Origin of the sequence: Arthrobacter cavernae (genome assembly GCF_017368795.1) — a bacterium.
In the GTDB taxonomy this organism is placed as follows: domain Bacteria; phylum Actinomycetota; class Actinomycetes; order Actinomycetales; family Micrococcaceae; genus Arthrobacter; species Arthrobacter cavernae.
This window is the reverse complement of sequence record NZ_JAFNLL010000017.1, coordinates 49330-74468: the sequence shown is the minus strand read 5'-3', so window position 1 is coordinate 74468 and position 25139 is coordinate 49330. Positions and strand designations below refer to the sequence as shown.

General features: G+C 65.7%; 25 protein-coding genes. 3 read left to right on the top strand and 22 right to left on the bottom strand.

Going from position 1 to position 25139, the window contains the following annotated elements; all coding sequences use genetic code 11:
• Positions 1 to 2: 2 nt before the first annotated feature.
• From J1902_RS09075 to J1902_RS09065, 3 genes are read right to left on the bottom strand one after another with little or no spacing between them, the layout of a single operon-like run.
• Positions 3 to 716 (bottom strand): hypothetical protein, encoded by a 714-nt coding sequence (locus J1902_RS09075; RefSeq protein WP_307794403.1) that lies wholly within the window; start codon positions 714 to 716, stop codon positions 3 to 5.
• Position 717: 1 nt separating this feature from the next.
• Positions 718 to 1344, bottom strand: coding sequence for a S24/S26 family peptidase (locus J1902_RS09070; protein ID WP_242701792.1), 627 nt, complete (start codon positions 1342 to 1344; stop codon positions 718 to 720).
• A 9-nt stretch (positions 1345 to 1353) separates the two neighbouring features.
• The gene (locus J1902_RS09065; RefSeq protein WP_307794402.1) at positions 1354 to 2046 is read right to left on the bottom strand and encodes a SipW-dependent-type signal peptide-containing protein; all 693 of its coding nucleotides are present in this window, start codon (positions 2044 to 2046) and stop codon (positions 1354 to 1356) included.
• A 427-nt stretch (positions 2047 to 2473) separates the two neighbouring features.
• Between J1902_RS09065 and J1902_RS09060 the strand changes: the two genes are divergently transcribed.
• Positions 2474 to 3106: a uracil-DNA glycosylase family protein gene (locus J1902_RS09060; protein WP_207615925.1), complete on the top strand. Its 633-nt coding sequence runs from the start codon at positions 2474 to 2476 to the stop codon at positions 3104 to 3106.
• A 114-nt stretch (positions 3107 to 3220) separates the two neighbouring features.
• On the opposite strand, the gene J1902_RS09055 is transcribed toward J1902_RS09060, so the two are convergent.
• The 11 genes from J1902_RS09055 to J1902_RS09005 form a co-directional block, all read right to left on the bottom strand.
• Entirely contained in the window at positions 3221 to 3415 is a 195-nt protein-coding gene (locus tag J1902_RS09055; RefSeq protein WP_207615924.1) for a DUF1918 domain-containing protein, read from the bottom strand.
• Positions 3416 to 3557: 142 nt separating this feature from the next.
• Positions 3558 to 3977: a DUF3151 domain-containing protein gene (locus J1902_RS09050; RefSeq protein WP_207615923.1), complete on the bottom strand. Its 420-nt coding sequence runs from the start codon at positions 3975 to 3977 to the stop codon at positions 3558 to 3560.
• Complete coding sequence (gene fbaA / locus J1902_RS09045; protein WP_207615922.1) at positions 3977 to 4996, bottom strand: class II fructose-bisphosphate aldolase; 1020 nt, start codon at positions 4994 to 4996, stop codon at positions 3977 to 3979. Before fbaA ends, J1902_RS09050 begins: the two co-directional genes overlap by 1 nt.
• A 191-nt stretch (positions 4997 to 5187) precedes the next feature.
• Positions 5188 to 6447: a lipase family protein gene (locus J1902_RS09040; RefSeq protein ID WP_207615921.1), complete on the bottom strand. Its 1260-nt coding sequence runs from the start codon at positions 6445 to 6447 to the stop codon at positions 5188 to 5190.
• Positions 6448 to 6737: 290 nt separating this feature from the next.
• Positions 6738 to 7055, bottom strand: a complete 318-nt coding sequence (locus tag J1902_RS09035) for a hypothetical protein (protein WP_207615920.1) — start codon at positions 7053 to 7055, stop codon at positions 6738 to 6740.
• Between the two features lie 104 nt (positions 7056 to 7159).
• Positions 7160 to 9250: a PxKF domain-containing protein gene (locus J1902_RS19810; RefSeq protein WP_207615919.1), complete on the bottom strand. Its 2091-nt coding sequence runs from the start codon at positions 9248 to 9250 to the stop codon at positions 7160 to 7162.
• Complete coding sequence (locus J1902_RS09025; RefSeq protein WP_207615918.1) at positions 9247 to 9681, bottom strand: NIDO-like domain-containing protein; 435 nt, start codon at positions 9679 to 9681, stop codon at positions 9247 to 9249. Before J1902_RS09025 ends, J1902_RS19810 begins: the two co-directional genes overlap by 4 nt.
• Positions 9682 to 9887: 206 nt before the next feature.
• A complete protein-coding gene (locus J1902_RS09020) occupies positions 9888 to 10571 on the bottom strand; it encodes a TrmH family RNA methyltransferase (protein WP_207615917.1) in 684 nt (227 codons plus the stop codon).
• A gap of 69 nt (positions 10572 to 10640) precedes the next feature.
• A complete protein-coding gene (locus J1902_RS09015) occupies positions 10641 to 12875 on the bottom strand; it encodes an ABC transporter permease (protein ID WP_207615916.1) in 2235 nt (744 codons plus the stop codon).
• Positions 12872 to 13585, bottom strand: a complete 714-nt coding sequence (locus J1902_RS09010; protein WP_207615915.1) for an ABC transporter ATP-binding protein — start codon at positions 13583 to 13585, stop codon at positions 12872 to 12874. The genes J1902_RS09015 and J1902_RS09010 overlap by 4 nt, the downstream gene beginning before the upstream one ends.
• Positions 13582 to 14109, bottom strand: a complete 528-nt coding sequence (locus J1902_RS09005) for a PadR family transcriptional regulator (RefSeq protein ID WP_207615914.1) — start codon at positions 14107 to 14109, stop codon at positions 13582 to 13584. The genes J1902_RS09010 and J1902_RS09005 overlap by 4 nt, the downstream gene beginning before the upstream one ends.
• Before the next feature lie 189 nt (positions 14110 to 14298).
• On the opposite strand from J1902_RS09005, the gene J1902_RS09000 reads away from it, so the two are divergent.
• Both J1902_RS09000 and J1902_RS08995 read left to right on the top strand, forming a co-directional pair.
• Entirely contained in the window at positions 14299 to 15129 is an 831-nt protein-coding gene (locus J1902_RS09000) for an HAD-IIA family hydrolase (RefSeq protein WP_207615913.1), read from the top strand.
• Positions 15130 to 15137: 8 nt separating this feature from the next.
• Complete coding sequence (locus J1902_RS08995; RefSeq protein ID WP_207615912.1) at positions 15138 to 15872, top strand: tyrosine-protein phosphatase; 735 nt, start codon at positions 15138 to 15140, stop codon at positions 15870 to 15872.
• 54 nt (positions 15873 to 15926) lie between these two features.
• Here J1902_RS08995 and J1902_RS08990 read toward each other — a convergent pair whose 3' ends face one another.
• The 8 genes from J1902_RS08990 to manD all read right to left on the bottom strand — a co-directional run bounded on the left by J1902_RS08990 (position 15927) and on the right by manD (position 25114).
• A complete protein-coding gene (locus J1902_RS08990) occupies positions 15927 to 17051 on the bottom strand; it encodes an alpha/beta hydrolase (protein WP_207615911.1) in 1125 nt (374 codons plus the stop codon).
• 105 nt (positions 17052 to 17156) lie between these two features.
• Positions 17157 to 17729: an orotate phosphoribosyltransferase gene (gene pyrE, locus J1902_RS08985; protein WP_207615910.1), complete on the bottom strand. Its 573-nt coding sequence runs from the start codon at positions 17727 to 17729 to the stop codon at positions 17157 to 17159.
• 43 nt (positions 17730 to 17772) lie between these two features.
• Positions 17773 to 18621 carry an IclR family transcriptional regulator domain-containing protein gene (locus tag J1902_RS08980; protein ID WP_207615909.1) on the bottom strand — a complete coding sequence of 283 codons (849 nt, stop codon included), beginning with the start codon at positions 18619 to 18621 and terminating at the stop codon, positions 17773 to 17775.
• A gap of 84 nt (positions 18622 to 18705) precedes the next feature.
• Positions 18706 to 19374, bottom strand: a complete 669-nt coding sequence (locus J1902_RS08975) for a 3-oxoacid CoA-transferase subunit B (protein WP_207615908.1) — start codon at positions 19372 to 19374, stop codon at positions 18706 to 18708.
• Position 19375: 1 nt separating this feature from the next.
• Positions 19376 to 20065 (bottom strand): 3-oxoacid CoA-transferase subunit A, encoded by a 690-nt coding sequence (locus J1902_RS08970; protein WP_207615907.1) that lies wholly within the window; start codon positions 20063 to 20065, stop codon positions 19376 to 19378.
• A 3-nt stretch (positions 20066 to 20068) separates the two neighbouring features.
• Positions 20069 to 21298 carry a thiolase family protein gene (locus J1902_RS08965; RefSeq protein ID WP_207615906.1) on the bottom strand — a complete coding sequence of 410 codons (1230 nt, stop codon included), beginning with the start codon at positions 21296 to 21298 and terminating at the stop codon, positions 20069 to 20071.
• A gap of 317 nt (positions 21299 to 21615) precedes the next feature.
• On the bottom strand, positions 21616 to 23895 hold the full coding sequence (locus J1902_RS08960) for a gluconokinase, GntK/IdnK-type (RefSeq protein WP_242701791.1): 2280 nt from the start codon (positions 23893 to 23895) through the stop codon (positions 21616 to 21618).
• On the bottom strand, positions 23885 to 25114 hold the full coding sequence (gene manD, locus J1902_RS08955) for a D-mannonate dehydratase ManD (protein ID WP_207615905.1): 1230 nt from the start codon (positions 25112 to 25114) through the stop codon (positions 23885 to 23887). The genes J1902_RS08960 and manD overlap by 11 nt, the downstream gene beginning before the upstream one ends.
• Positions 25115 to 25139: the final 25 nt, after the last annotated feature.

Sequence of the window (25139 nt, the reverse complement as noted above, 5' to 3'; positions counted from 1 at the left end):
CTTCATCCGCTTCTGTCCGTCCGCCGCGTGACGATCAGGACCACGGCTCCCAGCAGCAGAAGGCCGGCACCTGCGAACAAGGCCGGCAGCACCGCCGCGCCAGTGTCACCCAACAGTTCAGGAGCGGCGCCCTCACCGCGAGGCACAGTTCCGGCGTCGTCATCTCCCATGGCAGTCACGCCAATGCCCAGACGCAACTCGGAGGCTCCCTCCGGAGTCACCGGTACGGCCGAGCGTTCCAATCTGAACATCAGATAGGGGGATGTTCCTGTGCGGAGATCGCTTAGCTGAATGCGCACATTTCCTCGGAGCTCGGAAAGCACAGTGGCGCGGACCCTGTGTATGGCACCACTCGGGCAGGACAGGACCTGGTTCAGACCGCTGGCGCCCTGCCACGGCACCGCACATTCTTCGACCGCAATGATGTGACTTCCCGTCACTGCGCTGGCGGCCGTCAGTTGGAGAGCCGCCGTTGCCACAGGCTTGTCGCTCAAGGTCACCCCAATCTGCCAGCTGAAGGTCTCAGCCGGTTTCAGTGCTGGGAAATCGAGGGGATATACCGACGAAGACAATGACAACGCCCCTGGCATCCCGGTTTCGGGCACGGGCACGAAATGGTCGTCGGCTGCCGCGATTGGTGCGGCAAGAATCGCCGCTGTCAGCACAGCGATGCAGGCACACCCCACCCGGCCCACGGACTTGATCCATGCCCTCACCTCATTCACCTCCGCTTGAGTCGTCGCCGGAGCCATTTGGGTTACCCGCGTGGCGAGGTTGCCGCTTCGGCCAGTACGCCCACACCACCAGACCGGCCACCGCCAGAGTGGCCCCGCCAATGAACCCCGGTCCCCTTGCCGCCATCACCCATGAACCCAGCGAAGGCACGGTGAAAAGAACCTTCTGGGCAGTGGCGACGTCGTACGGCAGCGGGTCCTGGGAGCTGTTGGCATCGCCCTTGAGCGTCAAGGACGGATTGGCATCCGGCGATTCCGGAAGCACCACCGAAACCACCCGGTGCGTCACCAGCGCGCTGGCTTCCGTGCGCTTGACGGAGACGACGTCGCCGGGCAGCAGGTCCCCTGCGGGCACCTGAACGGTCAGGGACAAGGCCCCGACCGGATAGTTCGGTTCCATGGAGCCTGTCCGGAAGACGACGAATGACGCCTTGTAGAGGAAACCCAAGACCAGCGCGAGAATGCACAGAAGTCCCAGGACCGCCACCAGTGTCAGGGCAATCTCACGGGAGAGCGTCAGGATGCGAAACAGGACCCGCCAGAGCCTCTTCCCGGGCGGCGTTGCAGCCGCTCGGGAAGAAGTCCTGCGCCGGGTCTGGAGATCCGGCATGTCAGTTGGCTAGGATCCGACCGTGCTGGTGAAGCGCCAAAGCGGGACGGTCTTAAGCCCCTGGAGCGAGGATGCTGCGCCCGCCGGCAGCGTGATCGCAAAGCAGACGTCGACGCCGCTACCAGCGGTGGTCGCGTCCGCGCCGGCGGGCAGATCGATCGCGACGGCAGAAGAAGCAGTCAACGCCGAGCTTGCTGCGACCAGAGTTGTCCCTGCACCTGCGAAGCCGGCTGCGTTGCAGGATGCTTTCCCGACGAGCTTCTTGGCTTCGTACGTCAGGGCTCCGTACAAAGCTGTGCTGTTGGTGACAGCATCGGCTGGAGCGGACTGGACACCCTCGGCGAGTGTGGCCGTGAGCGCCTCCGAGCCGGCCGCCGCACGCAGCTGCATGGGTGCATAGACCGTGGCTCCGGGCACCAGCTTGTCGGCATTGACGGCGAACGTCAGTGCCCCGCCGTCCTTGCTGCCCTGATCGCTCCACGCGTCGATTCCGGCAGCGCCAGTCCAGGTGTTCTGCTCCATGTGATAAGTCTTGGTGCCGGGTCCGCCGCCGTTATCCGACTGGCCGAAGACCCATTCGTTGTCCGTCCAGGCTGCCAGCGTGAACGCGGCTCCGATGCCAAGGACAAGACCGCCGGCCAAGAGCGCCCGGACTTTTGTTGCTTTTCCGGAGCGATGCCCCGGGTTGGATATTGCTGCCACTAGTACCCCCACAGTAGATGTGATGCTGACGATCTGCGACCGAAGCACGGACGTGGGGGATCCACGATGGTTTCCCCCAAAGAACCGATGGTGCAAACCCATCATCTGCCGGGGTCGTTGTCAACGCGGCCGGGCCGCCCGAGCGTTCATTTCCGAATGTTACAAGTCAAGCCGTATGACCGCCTGAACTGGGACGATATGTTCAGACTCCGCCGTCGAGCGACCCATCCCGCCGTCGAGACCCCTGCCACGTTGGCCCAACACGCCGGAGGCGTCAGGACACGGCGCGCCGGGACCGGGATTTTGACACCCCGCCCGTCCGGTAAGGTTAACCAGCCCCCAACAGCACCCTTCAGGGACCGGCAGCGGCATGCCCGCAACCGGTCCTGCGAGTGCGCTCAGCAACACCTAGGAGACCCAAGACCCGATGCAAGACCTGGCGACTGAATCACCCAACGAGCTCCTCTGGAACCGCCGTTACGAACCCCACATCGCCGAGGTCACCGGGCTGTGCGATTCCCTCAAGGAACAGAAGCCGGGCAGCGAGGTCCTCTACATCGACCCCGTGCACAACACCGATGAGTGCCGCATCATCAGCCTCTTCTCCAACACCCGCACCACGTCCGGCGAGGGCTTCATCGTCCCCGGCGATGCGGAGGCCACCACCCGCATGCTCGGCATGCAGTGGCAGCTGGGCCTGCGCCCGGAACTCACCATGCCGTGGAACGCGTACCCGTGGATCGAGCCGAACGAAGAGCCGGGCAAGCTGACTCCCGCCAACATCACCGAGGGCCTCAAGCCGCTGCTGCGCCTGCTGGCACTGCTGCCGCGCACCTCCGCGCTTGTGGCGCACGGCAACGAGGCACACCGCCTGGCCGACCAGCTCATGAAGGCCGCCCCCGCGAGCATCATGCGCCGCGGCTTCAAGACCTTCAAGGTCCGCTCCCTGGGCGGCCGCTCCTTCGCCGGCTCGCCCGCGCGTCAGCAGGAGTACCTGGACGCCATCCACGGCGCCTACGCCGAGGCCATGGCCCGCACGGGCATTCCCCGCAAGGCCTAGCAATAAGGACTTAACGACGACGGGCGGCCCCCACCTTTTGGTAAGGGCCGCCGTCGTCGTTGGCGATTGAGCGCGTCCAAGTCCGGGCGACCCGGTGATTGTGCCAGTCGTGACTCAGGCAGATTCCTGGCTCGCCTCGACGACGAAGTCCCCTCCCGGAAAGATGATGGACTCGTGGCCGTCGTCGAAACGCACACGGTAGGGCGGCGCCCCGTCAACGCCGCGTACCTCAATGATCTCGCCGTGCCGGTCAGATGACTCTACCGTCCTGCCCCGGACGATGATGCGATCCCCTTGCGATGCCTTCATGGCAATCACCTCCACGCCCCAGCGTACGATGCTGCGCCCGCCGGGAACAGGGCCCGAAGGGCTTAAATGCGAGGCCCGCTCTGCGTCCTTGGAATGCTCTGAAGGACGCAGAGCGGGCCTCGCAAGTTGTCACTGCAAAACTCTAGGCCTCGATCGCTGCCTTGGCCGAGGGGTCCGAGTCGTTCAGGAACTTCTCGATCCGCTCCGGTTCCTCGGCCTCGCCGATCGCCGCGGATGCCCTGCCCAGCGCGTACAGGGCGCGCAGGAAGCCCTGGTTGGGCTCGTGCTCCCACGGGATGGGGCCGACGCCGCGCCAGCCGTTGCGGCGCAGGGAATCCAGGCCGCGGTGGTAGCCCACGCGGGCGTAGGCGTAGGACTCGATGGTCCGGCCCTCAGCCCAGGCTTCCTCGGCCAGGATCGCCCACAGGAGCGACGACGTGGGGTTCTGGGCCACGAGGTCCAGCGCTTCCTTGCCAAGGGCCAGGTGCTGGTAGATCTCCGTCTCGGCAGGCAGGAGCGTCGGCTCCGGACCCATCAGGTTCTTGCGGAATTCGTCGGACATCAGAAGGTCTTGCCGACCGAACCGAGCTGCTGTGCGGCTTCGACGATGCGCGCGGCCATGCCGGCTTCGGCGGAAGCGCCCCAGACGCGCGGGTCGTAGCTCTTCTTGTTGCCCATTTCGCCGTCGATCTTCAGGACGCCGTCGTAGTTGGCGAGCATGTGGCCGGCCACCGGGCGGGTGAAGGCGTACTGGGTGTCCGTGTCCACGTTCATCTTGATGACACCGTAGGACACGGCGTCGGCGATTTCCTGGGCGGAGGAACCGGAGCCGCCGTGGAAGACGAGGTCGAAGGGGTTTTCCTTGCCGATCTTGGCGCCCACCTCGGCCTGGATCTGCTTGAGCAGCTCGGGGCGGAGCTTGACGTTGCCCGGCTTGTAGACGCCGTGGACGTTGCCGAAGGTCAGCGCGGTCAGGTAGCGGCCGTGCTCGCCGGCACCCAGGGCCTCGATGGTGGCCAGGGCGTCCTCGGTGGTGGTGTACAGCTTCTCGTTGATTTCGTTCTCGACGCCGTCCTCCTCGCCGCCGACCGTGCCGATTTCGACCTCGAGGATGATCTTCGCGGCCGCGGCGCGCTCGAGCAGTTCACGGCCGATGCGCAGGTTCTCGGACAGGGTCTCGTGCGAGCCGTCCCACATGTGCGAGTTGAAGATCGGGTCCTTGCCGGACTTGACGGCTTCCTCGGAAGCGGCCAGCAGCGGCAGGACGAAGCCGTCCAGCTTGTCCTTGGGGCAGTGGTCCGTGTGCAGGGCGATGTTGACGTTGTAGTTCCTGGCGACCTCGCGGGCGAAGGCGGCGAAGCCGAGCGAACCGGCAACCATGTCCTTGACGGAGGCGCCGGACCAGTAGGCCGCGCCGCCGGTGGAGACCTGGATGATGCCGTCAGACTCGGCCTCGGCGAAACCGCGGATCGCAGCGTTCAGAGTCTGCGACGACGTCACGTTAACCGCCGGGAAGGCAAAGCCTCCGGCCTTGGCGCGGTCGATCATCTCGGAGTAAATCTCTGGGGTTGCAATGGGCATGGTGACTCCTATGCTGAGTTTTCGTCTGTTGGGTTGTGACCCTGGAGTAGACCGCTTACGGCTAGCCACCATCCTAGCCATTTCTGTGCAGGCGCAGTGTTTCGGGTCACGCAGGCGGGTAACACTTGCGGCAGTTTTGCCGGGATGGCACCCCGCAGCGTGTCGCCGCGGGGTGCCATCCCGCGCAGGGTTCAGCCCACCAGCCAGCAGTTACTGATGGCGCTCCGGCCCGAGAAGCGGCGCTCCAGGAAGATGAACGCCTGCGGGATGGCCGCCGCGTAGCCGCCCATGTGGGTTGCCCCGGCCGTGGTGTCGAAATACACGGAGGATCCGGCGGCGCACCAGCGCTTGGCCAGCTGCCTGGTCTGGTCATAGGGAATGACGTCATCGAGCAGGCTGTGCGAGAGCAGCACGGGGACCTGAGGCGCCCGTCCGTTGCCGATCTTCTGCTCGGCGAGGACCGGCTTGACCTCGGGGAGATCCAGCAGGGAGCTCAGCTTTTGCCCGGACACCGTGAGCTGGGCGGTGTTGAGGAAGCCGCTCGACACGATGGACTGCACGGTGCATTCAGTGTCCGTCGCGGCCAGCTTGGCCCGCCCGGCGGCGTTGAGGTACGGGCTCAGCTCGAGTCCGCCGGTGGCGCTCATGCCCGTCACCGCGTACAGCAGGAACCCGGTGTACAGGCCGCCGTCGAGGTTTCGTCCGACGGCGGGGAGGTCCGCGGGCACAGCCCCGGCGTACGCCCCCTTGAGGTTCAGCTCCGGGGCGTACTGGGGTGCGAGCTCGACGGCGGCTGCCGAGGCGCCGCCGCCCTGCGAGTAGCCGGCCAGGGCCACCGGACCGCCGGGGACGATCTGCGGGTTGCCGAGCCGCTGGGCCGCACGGGCGGCGTCGAGGACGGCGTGCGCCTGCGAAGCCCGGGCCATGTACGTGTGGCTTCCGGCCGTGCCGAGGCCCTCATAGTCAGTGACCGCCACGGAATAGCCGCGCGCCAGCAGTCCGGCGAGGAACACACCTTCGTATTCCTCACCGGCCGCCATGGCCCTGGACGGGGCGCACTGGTCCCCTTGGCCCTGGGTTCCGGCGGCGTAGCTGACCAGCGGGCGCGGGCCGGAACCGGTCCAGGCGGCGTACGGCACCAGCACGGTGCCCGTCACGGCAATGGGTGTGCCCGCACTGTTCACCGAGCGGTACATGATGCGCTGCACCGCGGCCTGGGCGCGGATGGTCTTGAGCGGGTCGACGTAGAACACCGACGGCTCAGCCCGAACGAGGTCCCCGTTGTTGGCCGGAAGCGATGCGGGGGTGGCGTAGAAGTCGAGCGGATCGGCCGCCGTGGTGGCCGGCGCCAGGGTGGGAGCAGGGGCGGCATTGGCCGCGGCGCCGCCCCCGAACGTGAGAACCGCCGCCAGGGCAACGGCCGAACAGACGCGTACAGAAGGATGCTTCATTGAACCTCCAGTCAGTGCCACACTCGCCAGTGAGTGTGATCCAAGCCACATGCTACTGTCGGGTAACTTGCGGACCTAGGGTTTCAGTGAAGATTTCCGATAGTTGCGTGTCGGATTCGGTGCGGGGTCAGAGGTTCATGCAAGTTCTCATGCTGAGATGCGGCGCGTGGTGATGGTCCTCTCAAGGATCTCAAACTATAGGGCCGGTTCGCAGGCTAAACGCAGCGCCGCAACGTGTAGCTAGAACCCCCGGGTTCCTGGCGAACCCGTTCCGCACGTGGGCCCGGGCCCTACTCTGACCGCCGGGAGCCCCGGTGCCGCATCCCCCAATAGAGGCCGACCACAGCCAAAGGAAAGGCTGCGGCAGCAACTACGTGCCGGATCAGGCTGGTGGGCGCGATCAGGGCTGCCCCGCCTACCAGGACAGCGGGCGCCGCAACGAAAGCAATAACCCAGCGAGGGTGCCTCAGAATCACGGACAATGCGGTGGCCCCCAGGGATGCCAGTGCCCCGGCGAGGATGTAGAGTCCGCCGACCCTCAGATCCTCAACAAGTGCAGGATCTGGCATGTAGCCGAAGAACATGGAACGCCAGAGCCCTATGCTCATGAGAACGATGGAGGCGACGATGAGGGCCCCCCAAAGTATCAGTCCAGGCCAGCTTCCGCGGTTAGCCGCTGGAGGGTCTTGTCTCATGGCATCTCCGTTGGTCGTCACCGCACGAACCTGAACATCGCTTGATGCGAACTGCCGTCATCCAGGACCATGTCGAATGTACGGCAGCTTCCTGCCCAGGTTGATTCAGTCTTCCAGACGTAGCTGTACCTGCCGGACGCCGGGTCGTAACTGAGCGAGCCTGCACCAGCGGTGGACGTTGCCTCCGCCACGCTGACCGGAGTGTTAGCCGGGCAGCCAACCTGGAACGAAGTGGGCGAACCTGCAGCGATGATATTGAGCCCGTAGTCACCGCCGAGGCTGAACTTCATGGGCACGGCACGGCCGGCTTTGACTTCGCTGATGGCCGGCGCGGCAGCAACAGGCTGGAAGAATCCTGCAAAGTCGTAGGCTGACACCGTGACAACCTGGTCGGCAGCGTCAAAGCCCTCTCCGCCGGCGTTGTCACGGATGGCCAAGGTGGTCAGGTACTTTCCAGCCTCGGCGTAGGTGTGGGTGGCCTGGCTACCTGTGGCGGTAGCGCTGTCGCCGAACTCCCACAAGTAGTCGACAATATTGCCGTCGGCGTCCGTGCTTGAGCCGGCGTCTACCGTAACGGTCCGCCCATCCTGCGACAAAGTGAAGCTGGCGGTCGGGGTCTTGTTGACCGCTGGGACATGCCATACGGACAGCCTTGTGGGTTCGCCCTGGGGAGCCACCTGCGCCCCGAAGAGTCGAACGGTCCAGATGCCGGCCTCGCTGGAGCTGAGGTGGTAACTTTCGAACGTCGGGCCAACCTCATGCTGGACATCTGCAGCATTGACGCCGCGGTCTATGACCCGTCCCGAAGGGGAAATCAGGCTCATCACGACGTCGCTGCCCGGCCACTGCGTGGAGACGCTGACCGGCTCCCCAGCGGACTCGAACGTTGTGGAGATCGTCTGCCCCGGCAGGACATTGTAAAAAGTCCCAGGATCGGGGCTAGACAGCTTGGTGGCGACTCGACCGGCAATCAGCTCATGGCCAAAGGCGTTCGGATGGAAGGATTCGTTGTCACCCAGCCCAATCAAGCCGTTGAGGAACTTCTGGTCCGAGTCGGTGCACAGCTCGTGCCCATCCGGGGCGTCGTAGATGTCCACGTATTGCATGCCGAGACTGCCAGCCTGATTGCTGATCAGTTCATTGAGTTGCCCGATCTTGGAGTTGATCCAGCGCTGGTCGGCGATGCGGACATACTCGCAGTGGTTGTCGAGCCAGCCACTCTTGCCACCTTCGACGTAGAACCTCGGGTAGCCGACGACGACGACCCGGGCGAAGGGGGCCCTGCGCCGGATCTCCCTATAGGTTTCTCCGAGCATATTGCTGGACACCATGGCGTCATAGCTCGTCTGGAGTTCGGCACCCAGGTCATTTTCGCAGCTTGCTTCGGCGAAGGGATTCACCCAGTCCCTGATGGCTGACTGGATGCAGCTTTTGAGAATTCCAGCAAAGCCCAGATCGTTGCCGCCGATGCCAATGGTGACCAGTTTCGTGCTGCTGTCCAGCCGGTCGAACTGGGCCATCCCGTCGGTGTACGGTGGCCGCCCGGCCGCGTAGGTCACCGGTAGGTCCGTGGTGAGGGCGCCGCTGCATGCTCCGAAGTCAAGATCGAGGGTCACGGTCCCGCTTGTCACGATGCGGTTCGGGTAGGCATGGACGGAGCGGTGGCATCTGTTGGTGGAAATGTCCGTCAGCGGAAAGTAGTCGTAAGCTCCCTCGCCCGACTGAAAGGAATCGCCGAGCGCAACGTAGCGGGTTAGCGGAGCATTGCCGCCGCGCACCCGGAAGACATGTCGGCCGGAAACGGCGCTGTCGGTGCTGGTCACGGAAAGTCCGGTGGGACTGGAATCCAGGAAGGCGCCGTTCGTCAATGAGCCGGCCAGTTCATAGAAAGTGCCCTCCTGGCCGCTCCCGTTGGAGAAGCCTGCGGCTGCCGATGTGCCGCCCAGGCCTGCCGAGCCGCCGCTGAAGTCACCGGACTCCCACTGGATCTGGTCGTAGTTGAAAACGATGTCGAAGTCGCCGGGGGTGGATGAGTCCTCCCGGTTGACCAGCAGGAGCTGGAAGCTGTTGAGCTTGTCGGTGTGCCCGGCGTAATAGCCGACGTTCACCCAATTGACGCAGAACGCACGGTGGCCTCGTAGGTGGTGTTTCCCCACCCGTAGCCCACTGGCTGTGAGCCAGCACCCCTGGTGTCCACGTCACCGAAGAAGGGTGCGATGATCTTGCTGCTTGTCCCAGCCAGGCCGAAGGGCGTGTACGTCGACAGCGGGCCGTCGAAGGTGACGTTGCCGTTGTTGTTCACCCAGAGGCTTTCAAAGGATGACCCGTAGAAGTTGACGCCGAATGGCAGCTGGACGGACGCCGACGAAGAATCGTCATTGGCCCTGAGTACATTTGCATTGCACTCTGCAGCGTTGATGATCGCCTCCGCGGGTTCCATCACCGCCTGCGCGACGAGCGGCTGCGCAGCCAAAGCTGCCGCCAGGAAAACGGCAGAAATGGTCCCTGTAATACGATCCAGCATGGTGTTCTCCCCCACTGAAGCACGATGATGAACGCAAACGTAGCACTCAAAAGTTAGACATGTCTACGAGTTTGTCCAGCAACTTGAATTACTGGCGAGCAGCCCGCATATTGGGGCCCTGCCGGAGAAAGTCAAGGTCAATCCGAAACGCACCACGGGCGATCAAGGTACGTCGCAATGTCGCGCGCGAACACCGCCGTGAAATGCCATCTCGGCGAGGATCAGACGTGCTGCTGGAAGACGTGCCGGCGGACCCAGGCGTGCATGGCAATCGCCGCCGCCGAGGCGGCGTTGATGGAGCGGGTGGAGCCGAACTGCTCGATCGAGAGGGTGGCTGCGGCGGCCTCGTGGACCTCCGGGGTGAGGCCGGGTCCCTCCTGGCCGAACACCAGCACGCATTTCTCCGGCAGCTCGTAGGTCTCCAGCGGCACGGAATCCGGGAAGATATCGATGCCAATGATCGCCAACCCCTCGTCCTCCGCCCAGGCGACGAAGTCCTCCACGGTGGGGTGGTGGCGGACGTGCTGGTAGCGGTCGGTGACCATGGCCCCGCGGCGGTTCCACCGGCGTCGTCCGATGATGTGGACTTCCTTGGCGAGGAAGGCGTTGGCCGTGCGCACTACGGTGCCGATGTTGAGGTCGTGCTGCCAGTTTTCGATGGCAATATGGAATTCGTGGCGACGGGAATCCAGTTCGGCCACGATGGCCTCGTGCTTCCAGTACCGGTACTTGTCCAGCACGTTGCGGCGGTCGCCATCGGCGAGCAGATCCGGGTCCCAGTGATCGCCGTCGGGAAGTTCGCCTTCCCAGGGCCCGACGCCGACCTCGGGTTTCGCCTCGGCCTCCCCGTCTGCGGTGGTTTCGGCAGGCGTCGGCAGGGCTTCGTTGGGGGGAAGGTCAGTCACCCCTCAACTTTAGCCGCGCCCCGCTACGGCTCTAGCCCGCCAACTTCCATTTGTTGATGCGGAGGAGGTTCATTCGAAGCGGGTAGCCGCCATGGCCGTGTTGCCCCGGATGAGACCGAAGGTGGCTGTCACCGCTGCCAAGGCGAGCAGGAGGCTAAGGCCCAGGGCTATGAAGTAGTCGGGCGTCGGCCAGGCCACCCGGTAGCTGTCGTCGATGCCGGTGACCATCAGCCAGGCCACGAGGAATCCGAGCCCGACCGAGAGGAACAGCACGGTCAGGAGCGGGACAGCTGCCTCACGGGTGATGATCCGGCGCAGGACCGAGACCGGCATCCCCATGAGCCGCATCAGACCGAGTACCCTCTTCCGGTCCAGGACAGCGGAGGCGGTGGCGACGGCCAGGGACAGTCCGGCGATCGCGACCGCGAGGAACATGCCAAGATAGGCGAGCACGGCCAGGCCCTGGATCAGGCGGGTGGAGGACTGCAGTTTGTTGTCCATCGGGGAGGTGGCCGGGATGGCCGTGACACCTGAACTGTTCATTGCTGTCCGAGCGCGGTCCATGGCCTCGGGGGTCCCGTCGGTGCCGAGCACCATCACCACCGGCACCAGCCCTTCCAGCGCCCTGGCAGGAGCCGGGGACAGCGCCAGTGGCTGCGTTGTCCAGAAGTGGAGCAACGACGCATCAACGGCAACGGTCTCCGATTCCGGGATGTTCTCGAACCCCAGGGCAGGAGCATCCGCGGCGCGAAGGAAGATTTCCGGGCCGGCATCCCTTTCGTGAAGTGCTGCCGGCCCGTAGCCGATTGTGGCGCTCCGGATTCCAGGCAGCTCATTGGCCCGGTGTGCGGCCTCCAGGACCCGGGCTGGAGTGTGCCCGGTGCCCACGGTCGCATGGAGGCTGGTGGGCTGGAGCAAGCCGGGGCGGGCCGCGGGCGCCTCTGTTGTTTGGATGACGCTGGATGCTCCGGCGAAGACGGAGACGACGAATACTGCGATCACAAGCCCTGACACGGAACGGAATGTCGCCACAGGGGTCTTGTGGATCCGGCTGGCGGCAATGACGGCCGCGGCACTCCGCGCCCGGCGCAGCCCCGTCCGGCTCACCAGTTGGGTCAGCCAGGGGCCGATGACCACGATGCCAGCGAGGATCAGCACGAACCCGCCGATGAGCAGTGGTGATTCAAGCCACGGCAGGTGCACTTCCAGGACCCGGATGATGACGACGGCAGTGATCATGGCGGCCAGCCCGGCCATCAGTGGCACGGCCCGCCACATGGTGGGTGTCTTTTCGTGCACGGCCCGTGTCACTCCCAGGGGACCAATGCCGGCCCGGGACGTGCGGTATCCGGCCACCAGTGCCGAGGCGAGCACCACGATTGCGACAACGGCGCTGGCGGCCACCGGGCCGGTGGCCAGATCGGCTTCGAACACCCTGGTGCCATTGACCGGTATCTGCGCGGCTGCCGGCCTCAACGCGGCAGCGAGGACGACGCCGAACACCGCGCCGATCAGGCTGGGCACTGCGGTTTCAACGGCGGCGATGCTCGATACCGTCTGCGGCGATGCGCCAATCAGCCGCAGGGTCGCGAACCGTTCCCGGCGCTGGGCTGCACCAAGTCCGGTGACGATGCTGATCAGCAACAGAACGGGGAAGAACACCGCCGCGGCTCCGATGAGAAGCACCGTATTGTAGGCGGCCGCGCTGCCTCCGTAGGGGTTGGTAGTGAAGTCCGACACGAGGGAAGCTCTCCCGCTCAGGCGGAGTTCGGCTTCCGTGGCGCCGGTAATGACGACCAGCGAGTCCGGTCCTGGCAGCGCCGAGTCGTCAATCGTGCCGGCGAACTGCCCGAAACGGTCCCCGAGCTGATCGCGGGGTGTTGATTCGATCAGGCGTTGGAGGGCCGGCGACGCATAGTAATGGCCCGGTTCCGGAGGGGCGGGGATACCGGGGATCTTGACGGTGCTCGGGCTGAGTGCCGCGAAGTCGCGGCGGTTGATCAGTTGATCTCGGAAGATCTCCACCGGGTTCGTCCTCATGAGTACCGTTCCCGCGGTCATCGGCACCGGTGTCGCCGGCCCCGAAGCGCTCGGATCGCCGGATACCGCCGGGACGGCCACAGCGGGGCGCCCGGTTTCGCGCAGCCAGGCGCCGCGGTCATCGCGGGCGCTCAGCCCGTTGGCGCCGCCCCACAGCAACAACACCAGGCACACCCCGACGGCGACACCTCCGGCGATTCCGGCGAGCCTGCCGTAGGCGGACCGGCTGCCGACGACTGCCAGCCTGAACAGCCCGGGGTTCACGCGGACACCCGGTAGCCGGCGCCGATTGCGCCGTCGCGCACGATGACTTCCCGGTCCGCATACGCGGCGGTGCGGGCATCGTGGGTGATCATCACCACGGTTGTGCCGGCTTCGCGGACAAGCTCGAGCATAAGAGTCAGCACATTCTCTGATGCGAGGGAATCCAGCGAGCCAGTGGGTTCATCGGCGAACAACACGGCAGGGGACGTCACCAGCGCCCGGGCAACGGCGACGCGCTGGGCCTGGCCTCCGGACAGTTCACCGGGCAGCTTGGCGCCGAGTCCGTCAAGACCCAGTCGTTCCAGCAGATCCCTCGACCGGCGGAGCGCCTCCGGGCGCCGGGTCCCGGCCAGGAGCAGCGGGATGCTGACGTTGTCCGCCGCGGTGAGCTCCGGCAGCAGCTGGCCGAACTGAAAGACGAACCCGAAATCGCTCAGCCGCAGCCGGGCCCGTTCCGGTTCCCCGAGGGCACTGGTCTCCACCGCAGACCGCCCGGCGGGACGGTAGGTCACCGAACCGCCGTCGGGGACAAGAACACCGGCGAGGCAGTGCAGCAGCGTGGACTTGCCGGATCCGGACGGGCCCATGACGGCGAGTACTTCCCCTGCGTGGACGTCGAGGTCGATGCCCCGCAATGCCTCGGTCTGCCCGAAGGAGTGGTGCAGGCCGCGGGCACTGAGGATGGGTGCAGCGGTGTCATTGGTGCTCATGCGCTCTGGAGCTCCTTCTTGAGTTGGGTCAGGCGGGCGCCGGTGAGGTCGATCCAGCGCAGGTCCGCTTCGATGTGGAACAGGCCGTGATCGCACATCAACACTTGCAACAGCCCGGCATCGCGCTTGAGCCGGGTCAGTTCACGCATGCGGGCCATGTGTTCGCTGCGCTGCACATCGAGCAGCCGCTCGGCGTCGTCGTCGAGCAGCAGGGCGATCACGGTCTTGGCGAACAGCTCGCTCTGCAGGGACTCAGAGGGCACATCGGGAGTGAACAGCCACGCGCGCACCCTGTCCTGGCCGGCAACGGTGATCTCGTACTTCTTCCGGTCCGGACCACCGCCGGTCTCCTCCCCCAGGGCCCGGATCAGCTCATCACGGACCATCCGGGCCAGGGTGGAATACACCTGCCCGAAGGCCAAGGCCTTTCCGGCTCCGAAGTAGCGGTCATAGGAGTGCTTGAGGTCGTAGCCGTAGCTCGGCCCGCGGCTCAGGAGGCCCAGCAGGGTGAGGGAGTTGTTCACACCTATATCTATACACTCAGTGCATAGTGAGACGCCAGCCTCCACCTGCCAAACGTGCCGTGTCGCCGTGCAGATGGTCGCGGCACCGGGGAATGGAGCGAAAGACACCAATGACCATCGGGATGTTTAGCAGCCTGAAAAATGAAAGACTGGGAGGCAGTGCACGAGCAACCCTAGCTGGAGGCAAACATGGCAGAAGAATCCACGCCCAACACATCCACATCGGTCTACCGCAATGGCCACGAGATCGAATGCTGGCTCACGGACATGGACGGTGTGCTGGTCCACGAGAACCAGGCGATCCCCGGAGCCGCAGAGCTGATCCAGCGCTGGGTGGATACCTCCAAGCGCTTCCTGGTGCTGACGAACAACTCCATCTACACCCCGCGCGACCTCGCGGCCCGCCTCAGCGCCTCCGGCCTGGAGGTTCCGGAAGAAAACATCTGGACCTCGGCCCTGGCCACCGCCCAGTTCCTCAAGGACCAGGTGCAAAGCTCAGATTCGGGCAACCGCGCCTACACCATCGGCGAGGCGGGGCTCACGACTGCCCTGCACGAGGCCGGCTTCATCCTCACGGACACGGACCCGGACTTCGTGGTGCTCGGCGAAACCCGCACCTACTCCTTCGAGGCGATCACCATGGCCGTGCGCCACATCCTGGCCGGCGCCCGCTTCATCGCCACCAACCCGGACGCCACCGGCCCGTCCAAGGACGGACCGCTCCCCGCAACGGGCGCCATCGCCGCCATGATCACCAAGGCAACGGGCCGCGAGCCCTACATCGTGGGCAAGCCGAACCCCATGATGTTCCGCTCGGCCATGAACCAGATCGACGCCCACTCGGAAACCACGGCCATGATCGGCGACCGCATGGACACGGACATCATTGCGGGCATGGAAGCCGGACTGCACACCGTGCTGGTCCTGAGCGGCATCACGCAGCGGGACGAGGTTGCCTCCTTCCCGTTCCGACCGAACCAGATCCTGGACTCGGTGGCCGATCTGAAGAGCCAGATCTAGGTCCCACCATGACGGTGCTGAACCTGCGGCCCCTGGCCGGCGGCCGGATCCTCAGGGGAAGCCAGCCGTTCGGCCTGGATGCCGTGTCCGCCGCCGGGTTCCTGGCCGCGCACGGCATCCAGACCGTCATGGACCTGCGCAGCGAGTACGAGCGCGCCATGGTTCCGTGGCTGATCCCCAACGGCGGGAGCGACGCCGGGACATCCGGTCCCGCCGGTCCCGCGGTGCCGGCCGCCGCCGTCGAGCTCGTGGAAAACCCGTTCGATCCGCACACCGCCGCCGGCGGGCTGCAGTCGATCGAGACCCCGCAGGACCTCGGTGAGCTGTATCTGGGCTGGGTGCGTTCGCGCCCGGAGTGGGTGGCGGATGCCCTGCGGCCAGTGGCCCAGGGCCGGCGGACGCTCATCCACTGCTCGCTGGGCAAGGACCGCACGGGCGTGGTCTCGGCGCTTGCCCTGCTCCTGGCCGGCGAGCATCCGGATGCCGTGGTTGCCGACTACACGGCCACCACCGCCAACCTGCCGGAGATGCTGCACATCATGGCCGACACCTGGCGCCTGCACGTGCCGTCCACGCCGTCGCAGTTCTTCAGCCCGGACCTCATGATCCTGCAGGCCCCGGAGGCCGCCATGCGGCACTTCCTGGCCGGCTTCGCCCGCGAATTCGGCGACGCCCGGGGCTTCCTACGGGAGGCGGGCCTGACCGCCGTCGAGGTTTCCGCGCTGGGTGGGCCCGGCGCGTAACGGCCCTCAACGTCAATTGAAGTCGCGAAGCAACGTTCGCCAGCGAAGAAAAACCTAAGCCGGGCGAATAATCCGCCCCGACGGCTCCTTAAACGACGGCTCCTCGGGGGTCGGCGGCAGCGGCTGCAGCTCATTCTGGACACGTTCCAGCAACGGCCTGTAGATATCCGCGCTCCACTGCGGGCTGGCGTGCGCTGGTCGTGCGCCCTCTGTGCTGAGGACCGGCAACTTCATGTTGGCCGCAAACACCTTGGTCCAGCCCTCCCGGGCGGAAACGTAATCCACCGTGCCGTCCTGGGGGTTGCCGAGGAAAGCCATCTGCGTGCCCCCGATCTTCCCGGCGAACCTCAGCCCATCGAAGTGGTAGATGTACGCCGACTCGGTCTGGATCAGCACGCTGGACGGTGCAATCGGCGAGAGCTGCTCCAGGCTTTGGTCCAGGATCTGCCGCCACGCGCGCTCGTCCTTGTGGACCACGCGCTCCCCCAATTCGTAGCTACCGCGGAGCACGGAGGGGATGCGGAAGCCGTTCTCGTAAAGGAACACGACGCCGTCGAACCAGCTCTGGTCCAGGACGTCGTAGCGGCTGTACGGGCTGGAATCGAGGACGATCAGCTGCGTCTCCACGCCGTGCAGCTCAAGCAGGCGGGCGGCCACTTGCGTGGCGAGCATTCCGCCGAAGCTGTGGCCGTAGAAGTACAGCTTCTCAAGCTCCAGTTCGCGGACGTGGAGGATGACTTCGCGGACGATCTCGTCAACGTCGAGCCCCAGGTTGGAATATCCGACGGCGGCAAGGCGGCCGCGCTGGTGAAGGGCCGGACGCAGTGAGTTGAGGATCCACTGTGCCTCATCCCAACTGGTTTTGTAGCCGGGGAAGAGGATCCAGCTGGCCTTCGGGAAGTACAGGTCGGAGAAGGGGTCGGGCACCCGGAGGATCTTGGTGGCCCGGCGTTCGGCCTGCACGCGCCGGGTGAACAGCATGTCCCCGGCCAGCGCAGCGGAAGCCCCAGCCGTAATCAAGAAGTTGCGCCGGGATGTCTTTTTGAGGCGCGCAGCGAAGGGCAGGATCCGGGCCCAAGAGCCCGGATCCTCCAAGTCCTCCGGTTCCGGCGGGGCCGGTAGGGGGAGGTTTTCGTTCACCTCCGGCAGTACCGGGAGCTTCCCTACTTGAACGTCCACGCAGCAAGCATAGCTTTGCGGCGACGGCCTTGCAGTCCTTCAGTTTGAGTACAGGTAGCGCCCTTAAGATGCCCCCTTAAGGGCGTTTCCTGTACACAAATTCGATTAGTTGAGGCCGAGCTCGTCCTTGCCGAAGGCGAACAGGTACGGCACGCCGGTTTCGGCTTCGATCTTTTCCTTGGCACCGGTGTTGCGGTCCACGATGACGGCCACGGCCACCACGTTGCCGCCAGCCTTGCGGACGCCTTCGACGGCGGTCAGTGCGGAGCCGCCGGTGGTGGAGGTGTCCTCGAGGACCACCACGTTGCGGCCCTCAACGGAGGGGCCTTCCACCTGGCGGCCCATGCCGTAGGACTTCTGGGCCTTGCGGACCACGAACGCGTCCACGGCACGGCCGGCGTCGGCAGCTGCATGCATCACGGCGGTACCGACGGGGTCGGCTCCCATGGTGAGGCCGCCGGCGCACTCAACGGCGATGCCGGCGTCGTCGATCATGGACAGCATGACCTGGCCCACCAGCTTGGATGCCTCGTGGTGCAGCGTAATGCGGCGCAGGTCGATGTAGTAGTCGGCTTCGGCGCCGCTGGAAAGGATCACCTTGCCGCGGACGACCGCCAGTTCTTTGATGAGTTCAAGAAGGCGGGCACGGGCAGCAGTGTCAACGGTGGGGGAAGTCATGGTTCCTATTCTACGTAAGGCACCGGCGTCACGCCGTCGCGCGCTACGCGTCGCCGTGCTTCGCGGACACGTCCTGCGAGATGGCGCGGGCCGTCTCCACCACGTGCCTGCGGACGGATTCCAGGTAGGCCGCGGGATCCGCCTGGGCCGCGACGCTCTGTGCCTGCAGGGACACGTTGACGGCGGCAACCACGTCGCCCGCGTTGTGGTTCCAGACCGGGGCGGCAATGGACATGAGGCCGACTTCCAACTCCTGGTCCAGCAGGCACCATCCCTGCGCGCGGACCTTGTCCAGAACGGCCAGCAGCTCGCCCCGCGTGGCTACGGTACGCGGGGTGATGGCGTGCAGCTCGGCCGCCGCGAGGTATTCCTCCAGCCTGGGCTGCGGCAGGCCGGCCAGCAGCACGCGGCCCATGGACGTGGCGTAGGCCGGGAAACGCGTGCCCACGGTGATGCCGATGGTCATGATGCGGCGGGTGGCCACGCGGGCCACATAGAAGATGTCCGTGCCGTCCAGCACGGCGGCCGACGTCGACTCCCCCAAGGCGAGGGACAGATCCTCGAGGTGGGGCTGCGCCAGCTGCGGCAGGGACAACGCCGAGAGGTAGGAGTAGCCAAGCTGCAGCACTTTGGCCGTGAGCACGAAGCTCTTTCCGTCGGTACGGACGTAGCCCAGCTCCACCAGCGTGTGCAGGAACCGACGGGCAGTGGCCCGGGTGAGGTCCGTGCGGGCGGCCACCTCACTGAGCGTCATGACGGGGTTGGCGGCATCGAAGGCGCGGATCACGGACAGCCCCCGCGCCAGTGACTGGACGTACTGGTCACTCGCCTGCGGCGCAGTGCTCTTGCCGGGCGCAGTGCTCTTGCCGGGCGCGGATGCTTCGTCAGTCATGATTACCAATCCTATGGGTACGTTGTGAGGCCCGCTCTGCGTGCCTTGACGCCGCGCAGGGACGCAGAGCGGGCCTCACAACGGCTAGGAAGCGGCCACCAGCGGCAGCGGCACCATTGCCTGGAGCTCCTCGAAGGTGCAGCCGAACGTCTCACGCACGGTCACGCCGTCGGGCCCGGTCAGGAAGACCGCCTTGTCCGTGTACACGCGGGTCACGCAGCCCACGCCCGTGAGCGGGTAGCTGCAGTGCTCCACGAGCTTGGACACGCCGTCGCGCGTCAGGAGCGTCATCATCACGAACACGTCCTTGGCGCCCGTTGCGAGATCCATGGCGCCACCCACGGCAGGGATGGCGTCCGGCTCACCCGTGTGCCAGTTGGCGAGGTCGCCCGTGGCGGAGACCTGGAAGGCGCCCAGCACGCAGATGTCCAGGTGGCCGCCGCGCATGATCGCGAAGGAGTCGGCGTGGTGGAAGTAGGACGCGCCCGGGAGCTCCGTGACGGGGATCTTGCCGGCGTTGATGAGGTCGCCGTCGATCTGCTCCCCCACAGCCACCGGGCCCATGCCGAGCATGCCGTTCTCGGTGTGGAGCGTGATGTTCTGCTCCGGCCGGAGGTAGTTGGAGACCAGTGTGGGCTGGCCGATGCCCAGGTTCACGAACGAGCCCGGCGCGATGTCGCGCGCCACCAGTTCCGCGAGCTCGTCGCGGCCCAGGGGCTTGTCGCTGGTTTGGATGTTGCTCTGGGCGCTCATGTCAGGCCACCTGTTCCTTGCTGCCGAGGGCGTCAGCCACGCGGACGATGCTGTTGACGTAGATTCCCGGGGTGACCACGTTCTCCGGGTCCAGCGCACCCGTGGGCACGATCTCCGAGACCTGCACAATGGTGTGCTTGGCCGCGGCCGCCATGATGGGGCCGAAGTTCCGGGCGGTCTTGCGGTACACGAGGTTCCCGACGCCGTCCGCCTTCAGCGCCTTGATGAGGGCGACGTCGGCGTGGATGGGGGTCTCGAAAACCTGCCCACGGCCGTCGATGATGCGGGTCTCTTTGCCCTCGGCCAGCATGGTGCCGTAGCCGGTGGGGGTGAAGAAGCCGCCGATGCCGGCCCCGGCAGCGCGGATGCGTTCAGCCAGGTTGCCCTGCGGCACGAGCTCCAGCTCGATCTCGCCGGCCTTGTACCTGGCGTCGAAGTGCCAGGAATCGGACTGCCGCGGGAAGGAGCAGATCATCTTCTTCACGCGCCCTTCCTTGATGAGCAGCGCGAGGCCCTGGTCGCCCTGGCCGGCGTTGTTGTTCACCACGGTCAGCTCTGTGGCGCCGGATTCCAGCAGCGCGTCAATGAGTTCGAACGGCTGGCCGGCATTGCCGAAGCCGCCGATCATCACCGTGGAACCGTCGCGGATGCCGGCGACGGCCTCACTGACGGTGTCGATGAAATTCAGCATGGCCTAACCCTTCACTGCTTGTGCCGACGGGGCGGCGGAAACGTTTTCGAGGACGACGGCGAGCCCTTGCCCGACGCCGATGCAGATGGCCGCGACGCCCCAGCGCTCACCCGAGGCCTGCAGGCTGCGGGCCAAAGTGCCCAGGATGCGGGTGCCGGAGGCGCCCAGCGGGTGGCCCATGGCGATCGCGCCGCCGTGGCGGTTCACGATGGACGGGTCGATCCCCCACCCGTCGATGCAGGCCAGCGACTGGGCGGCGAACGCTTCGTTAAGTTCGACGGCGCCCACCTGCTCCCAGCCGATGCCCGCCTTCGCGAGGGCCTTATTGGCGGCCGCCACCGGGGCGAATCCGAAGAACTGAGGGTCGTTGCCGTGCGCGCCGCGGCCAGCGATGCGGGCCAGCGGTTCCAGCCCGAGCAGCCCGGCGGCAGCCTCGCTACCGACCCACGCCGCGGAGGCGCCGTCGGACAGTGGCGACGCGTTGCCGGCCGTCACCGTGCCGCCCTCAATCCCGGCGGATTCGGGGCGGAACACGGTCTTGAGCCCGGCCAGCTTCTCGGCGGTGGAACCGGCACGGATGCCCTCGTCCCGCACCAGCTCGGTGCCAGGCACGGGCGAGACCAAAGAGTCGTAGAAACCTTCATCCCAAGCGGCCGCGGCAAGGTTGTGCGAGTCGGCGGCGAACTGGTCCTGCCGTTCCCGGGTGATGCCATGCTTTTCGCGCAGCCGTTCGGTGGCCTCGCCCAGGGAGATGGTCCAGTCCTTGTTCATGGCCGGATTCACCAGGCGCCAGCCCAGGGTGGTGGAGGCCAGGGTCATGTCCCCGGCCGGGTACGGCTTGGAAGTCTTCGGCAGCACCCACGGGGCACGGGACATGGACTCGGCGCCGCCCACCAGGACCAGATCGGCGTCGCCGGCGTTGATCTGGCGGGACGCGATGATCGCCGCGTCCAGGGAGGAGCCGCAGAGCCGGTTGACCGTGGTACCCGGGATGGACACGGGGAGTCCGGCCAGCAGTGTGGCCATGCGGGCGATGTTGCGGTTTTCCTCGCCGGCGCCGTTGGCGTTGCCGAAGACCACCTCGTCGATCCGTTCCACATCCAGGGCCGGGGCGCGCCTGACGGCTTCACGGACCACGTGGGCGGCGAGGTCATCCGGACGGACGGCGGCAAGGCCGGAACCGAACTTGCCGAAGGGGGTGCGCACGGCGTCGTACACATAGGCCTGGTTCATGGGTTTCCTCTGATTCCAACTGAGTAGTCCTGTGGTCACCGCTGCTGGCCAGCCTCCCAACTAGGTAGCAGTAGGTGTCGTTATGAAGGCTCAAAACGACATTAACTGCTACCTAGTTGGGCGCGGACCCGGACGCCATGGGCGCCCCCGGCTGACCGGGCGGTTGATTCAGCTTATCTCAGATGTTCACAATCCGCACGTATGTTCTTATTGCGAACAAGTGACGGTGCACAACAGAAATGCCCGGTACCGCCGTATAGGCAGTACCGGGCATTTCCGTTCTTCCTCCCTGATGGCGGGGAGGAACGCGTCCCAGGCTAGAGCCGGGTGTCGAACGAATCGCAGAAGACGTTCTCGTTGAACGTTCCCTGGAATTCGGACTTGCCCTGGATCTTCTGGATGGTTGCGCGAATGGCCTCGCGCGTTCCCGCATGGGCGTGGATGGCGGTCTTGACCATCGGCACGTCGATCAGGTGGTTGGGCTGGTTGAGCGAGACGAACACCGTGGGGACCTCGGTCACGTACCAGGGGATCTCCGCCGCCATGGGCGTGGACCACTTGATGCGGATCGCAGCCTCCTGCGCAAACCCCTTGACATTGGCGAACACAAACGCGGCATCGTACTTGTCTGCGTAGTCGCCGGTGGCTTCTTCCGAGATGACGGACATGAAGTTGACGCCCGTCTCCCCCGCGGCTTCGCGCTGCTCCGCCGTCTTGAAGACGTGTACTTCGAACCCTGCAGATTCCAGTTCCTCCTTGACGGTGTCAAGGTAGGCCAGCGGATCTGCCCGGGTGAAGTCCGAGCCGCCGGAGATGCCGTACAGACGGATGCGCTTGTGCGTTTCCGGCGTGATCGGCAGGTTGCCGGCGGTGTCCTTCACCAGGGTGATGGTCTTGTCCGCGACCTCCGCGGCGATGGCGCGGTGCGCCTCGCTGCCGATCAGCTCCAGAGCGCCCACAGGCGGCACCAGTTCTTCGCGGGCGGACGTGTGCAGCCCCAGGCTGGCCTTGAGTGCCAGGATCCGGCGCAGCGCATCGTGCAGGCGTTCCTCCGTGATGACGCCGGACTTGTAGCCGTCCAGCATGTACTGGAAGTCCTCGTCCGGGTTGCGGAAGAACAGGAACATGTCGCAGCCGGCGGCGATGGTGGCAGGGACCAGGTCCTTGCGCTTCATCACCTGCGTCAGGCCGATCATCTGCGAAGCATCCGTGAGGATGAGGCCGTTGAAGCCCAGCTCGCCGCGCAGCAGGTCCTGCAGCAGTTCCGGGGCCAGCGTGGCTGGCAGGATGTCCTTGTCCGCCAGGCCGGGCCGGAAGTGCTTGGACAGCTCCGGTGCGCCGATGTGGCCGATCATGATCGACTGCACGCCGTGACCGATCATCTCCCGGTACACGTGGCCGTACGTCCGGTTCCACTCCTCGTAGCCGAAGGTATTGTACGAGGTGACCACGTGCTGGTCGCGCTCATCCAGGCCGTCGCCCGGGAAGTGCTTCATGGCGCAGACGGTGCGTGACTCACTGATGCCGTCGAAGTATTCCTTGGCGCGCTCCACCACGATCTCCGGCGTGTTGCCGAAAGCGCGGGTGGAGATGACCGTGTTGCGCCAGTTGTAGTGGATGTCCACGATCGGCGCGAAGGCCCAGTTGCAGCCAAGCGCGGCGGTCTCGACGCCGGCCACCTGGCCCATCTGGCGTGCGATGGACTTGTCCGGGTGTGAGCCCGCCTGCAGGTGGGTGGACACGAACGTGCCGTCGTCGCAGCTGCCGGCGCCGCCCATTTCAGGGTTGGAGGCGATGAGTAGGGGGATCTTGGTCTTGGACTGCGCGTAGCGGATGTGCTCCTGGACCGCTCCCGAGGGGCCCGGCCGGTAGCGCATGCCACCCACGTGGTAGTTCTCCAGCACACCGTCGAGGTACTCCGGGGAGTAGTCGTTGTTGTGGTTGATGAACAGCTGGCCGATCTTCTCTTCGAGCGTCATCGAACCGAGGGTGGACTCCACCCAGGCGATGGCGTCGTCGTCGAGCTTGAACGGCGCTGCCTTCAGGTCCACCTGGAACCGCCCGGCGGCAGCTTCTGCCGATCCGCTGAGGGCGGCTTTCACGTCATTCACAATCTTCTCCACAGGTTCAGCGATGTCCACCACAAGGGCGGCTTCGTCGGCGTGCGGGACTTCCAGCGTTGCCAGCTGGGAGTCCAGCAGCGACGCCGGCATGAAATGGTCCGGGCGGGCGTTCATGCGTTCGGCCAGCAGTTCCTTGGTGCCGTGCAGGTGCACGAACACCACGGAGGAGTCGCCGCTGCGGATGATGTCGCGGTAGGAGCGCTTGAGGGCGCTGCACGCGATGACCAAGCCAGTGTCCGACGCCGCGAACCGGCTCCCGATTTCGGCCAACCACGGTGCGCGGTCGTCGTCGTTCAGCGGCGTTCCGGAGGCCATCTTGTCGATGTTGGACTGCGGGTGGAGCGAATCGCCGTCGAGGAATTCCGCGCCGATGCTTTCGGCGAGGGCGGCACCGACGGTGCTCTTGCCGCAGCCGGCCACGCCCATCACCACGATGTGGAGAGGTGCGTGGACGGCGTTCAGATCACCAGTCATGGACGGTGCCGTCGACCAGGCGGTTGTAGGGCAGGTAGGCCTGCTGGTACGGGAACGCGTTGGCGGCTTCCACGTTGAACTCGACGCCGATGCCGGGCTTGTCGCCCGGGTGCAGGTAGCCGTCCTTGAAGGTCATGGACTGCTCGAAGACCTCGTTGGTCTTGTCCGAGTGCTGCATGTATTCCTGGATACCGTAGTTGTGGATGGCCAGACCCACGTGCAGCTGTGCTGCGAAGCCCACCGGGGAGATGTCGGTGGGGCCGTGGAAGCCGGACTTGATCTGGTACTGGGCGGCGAAGTCCATGACCTTCTTCAGCGGGGAGATGCCGCCGAAGTGCGTGGAGGCTGCGCGCACGTAGTCGATCAGCTGTTCCTTGATGATGGTCTGGTAGTCAAACACGGTGTTGAAGATTTCACCGATGGCCAGCGGGGTGGTGGTGTGCTGGCGGACCAGGCGCAGTGCTTCCTGGTTTTCGGCCGGGGTGCAGTCCTCGAGCCAGAAGAGGTCATACGGCTCCAGGGCCTTGCCGAGCTTGGCGGCCTGGATGGGCGTCATGCGGTGGTGGCCGTCGTGCAGCAGCGGGATTTCCGGGCCGAACTCGTTGCGCACGGCCTCGAAGACAGTGGGCAGGTGGCGCAGGTAGGCGCGGGTGTCCCAGTCCTCTTCCTGCGGGAAGGCTCCGCGGCCGGCGGGCTCGTAGTCGTAGCGTTCGCCGGAGGCCTGTGCCTGGGCGGCAACGCCGTAGACGGCCTTGATGCCGGGGATGGCGGTCTGGATGCGGATGGACTTGTAGCCCAGTTCCAGGTGCTCGCGGACGGAATCGAACAGCGAGGGGATGTCCGCGCCGGAGGCGTGGCCGTAGGCACGCAGGCCGTTGCGGGATGCGCCGCCCAGGAGCTGGTAGACCGGCATGTTGGCTACCTTGCCCTTGATGTCCCACAGGGCCATGTCCACGGCGGCGATGGCGGCCATGGTGACCGGGCCGCGGCGCCAGTACGAGCTGCGGTAGAGGAACTGCCAGGTGTCCTCGATGCGGTGCGGGTCCTTGCCGATGAGCAGCTGGGCGATGTGCTCCTTGAGGTACGCGGCAACGGCGAGCTCGCGGCCGTTCAGGGTGGCATCGCCAATACCGACAACACCCTCATCGGTGACGACTCGGAGCGTGACGAAGTTGCGGCTGGGGCTGGTCACAAAGACTTCAGCGGAAACGATTTTCACAGCTTGTCCTTTCGGGGGCGGGCTG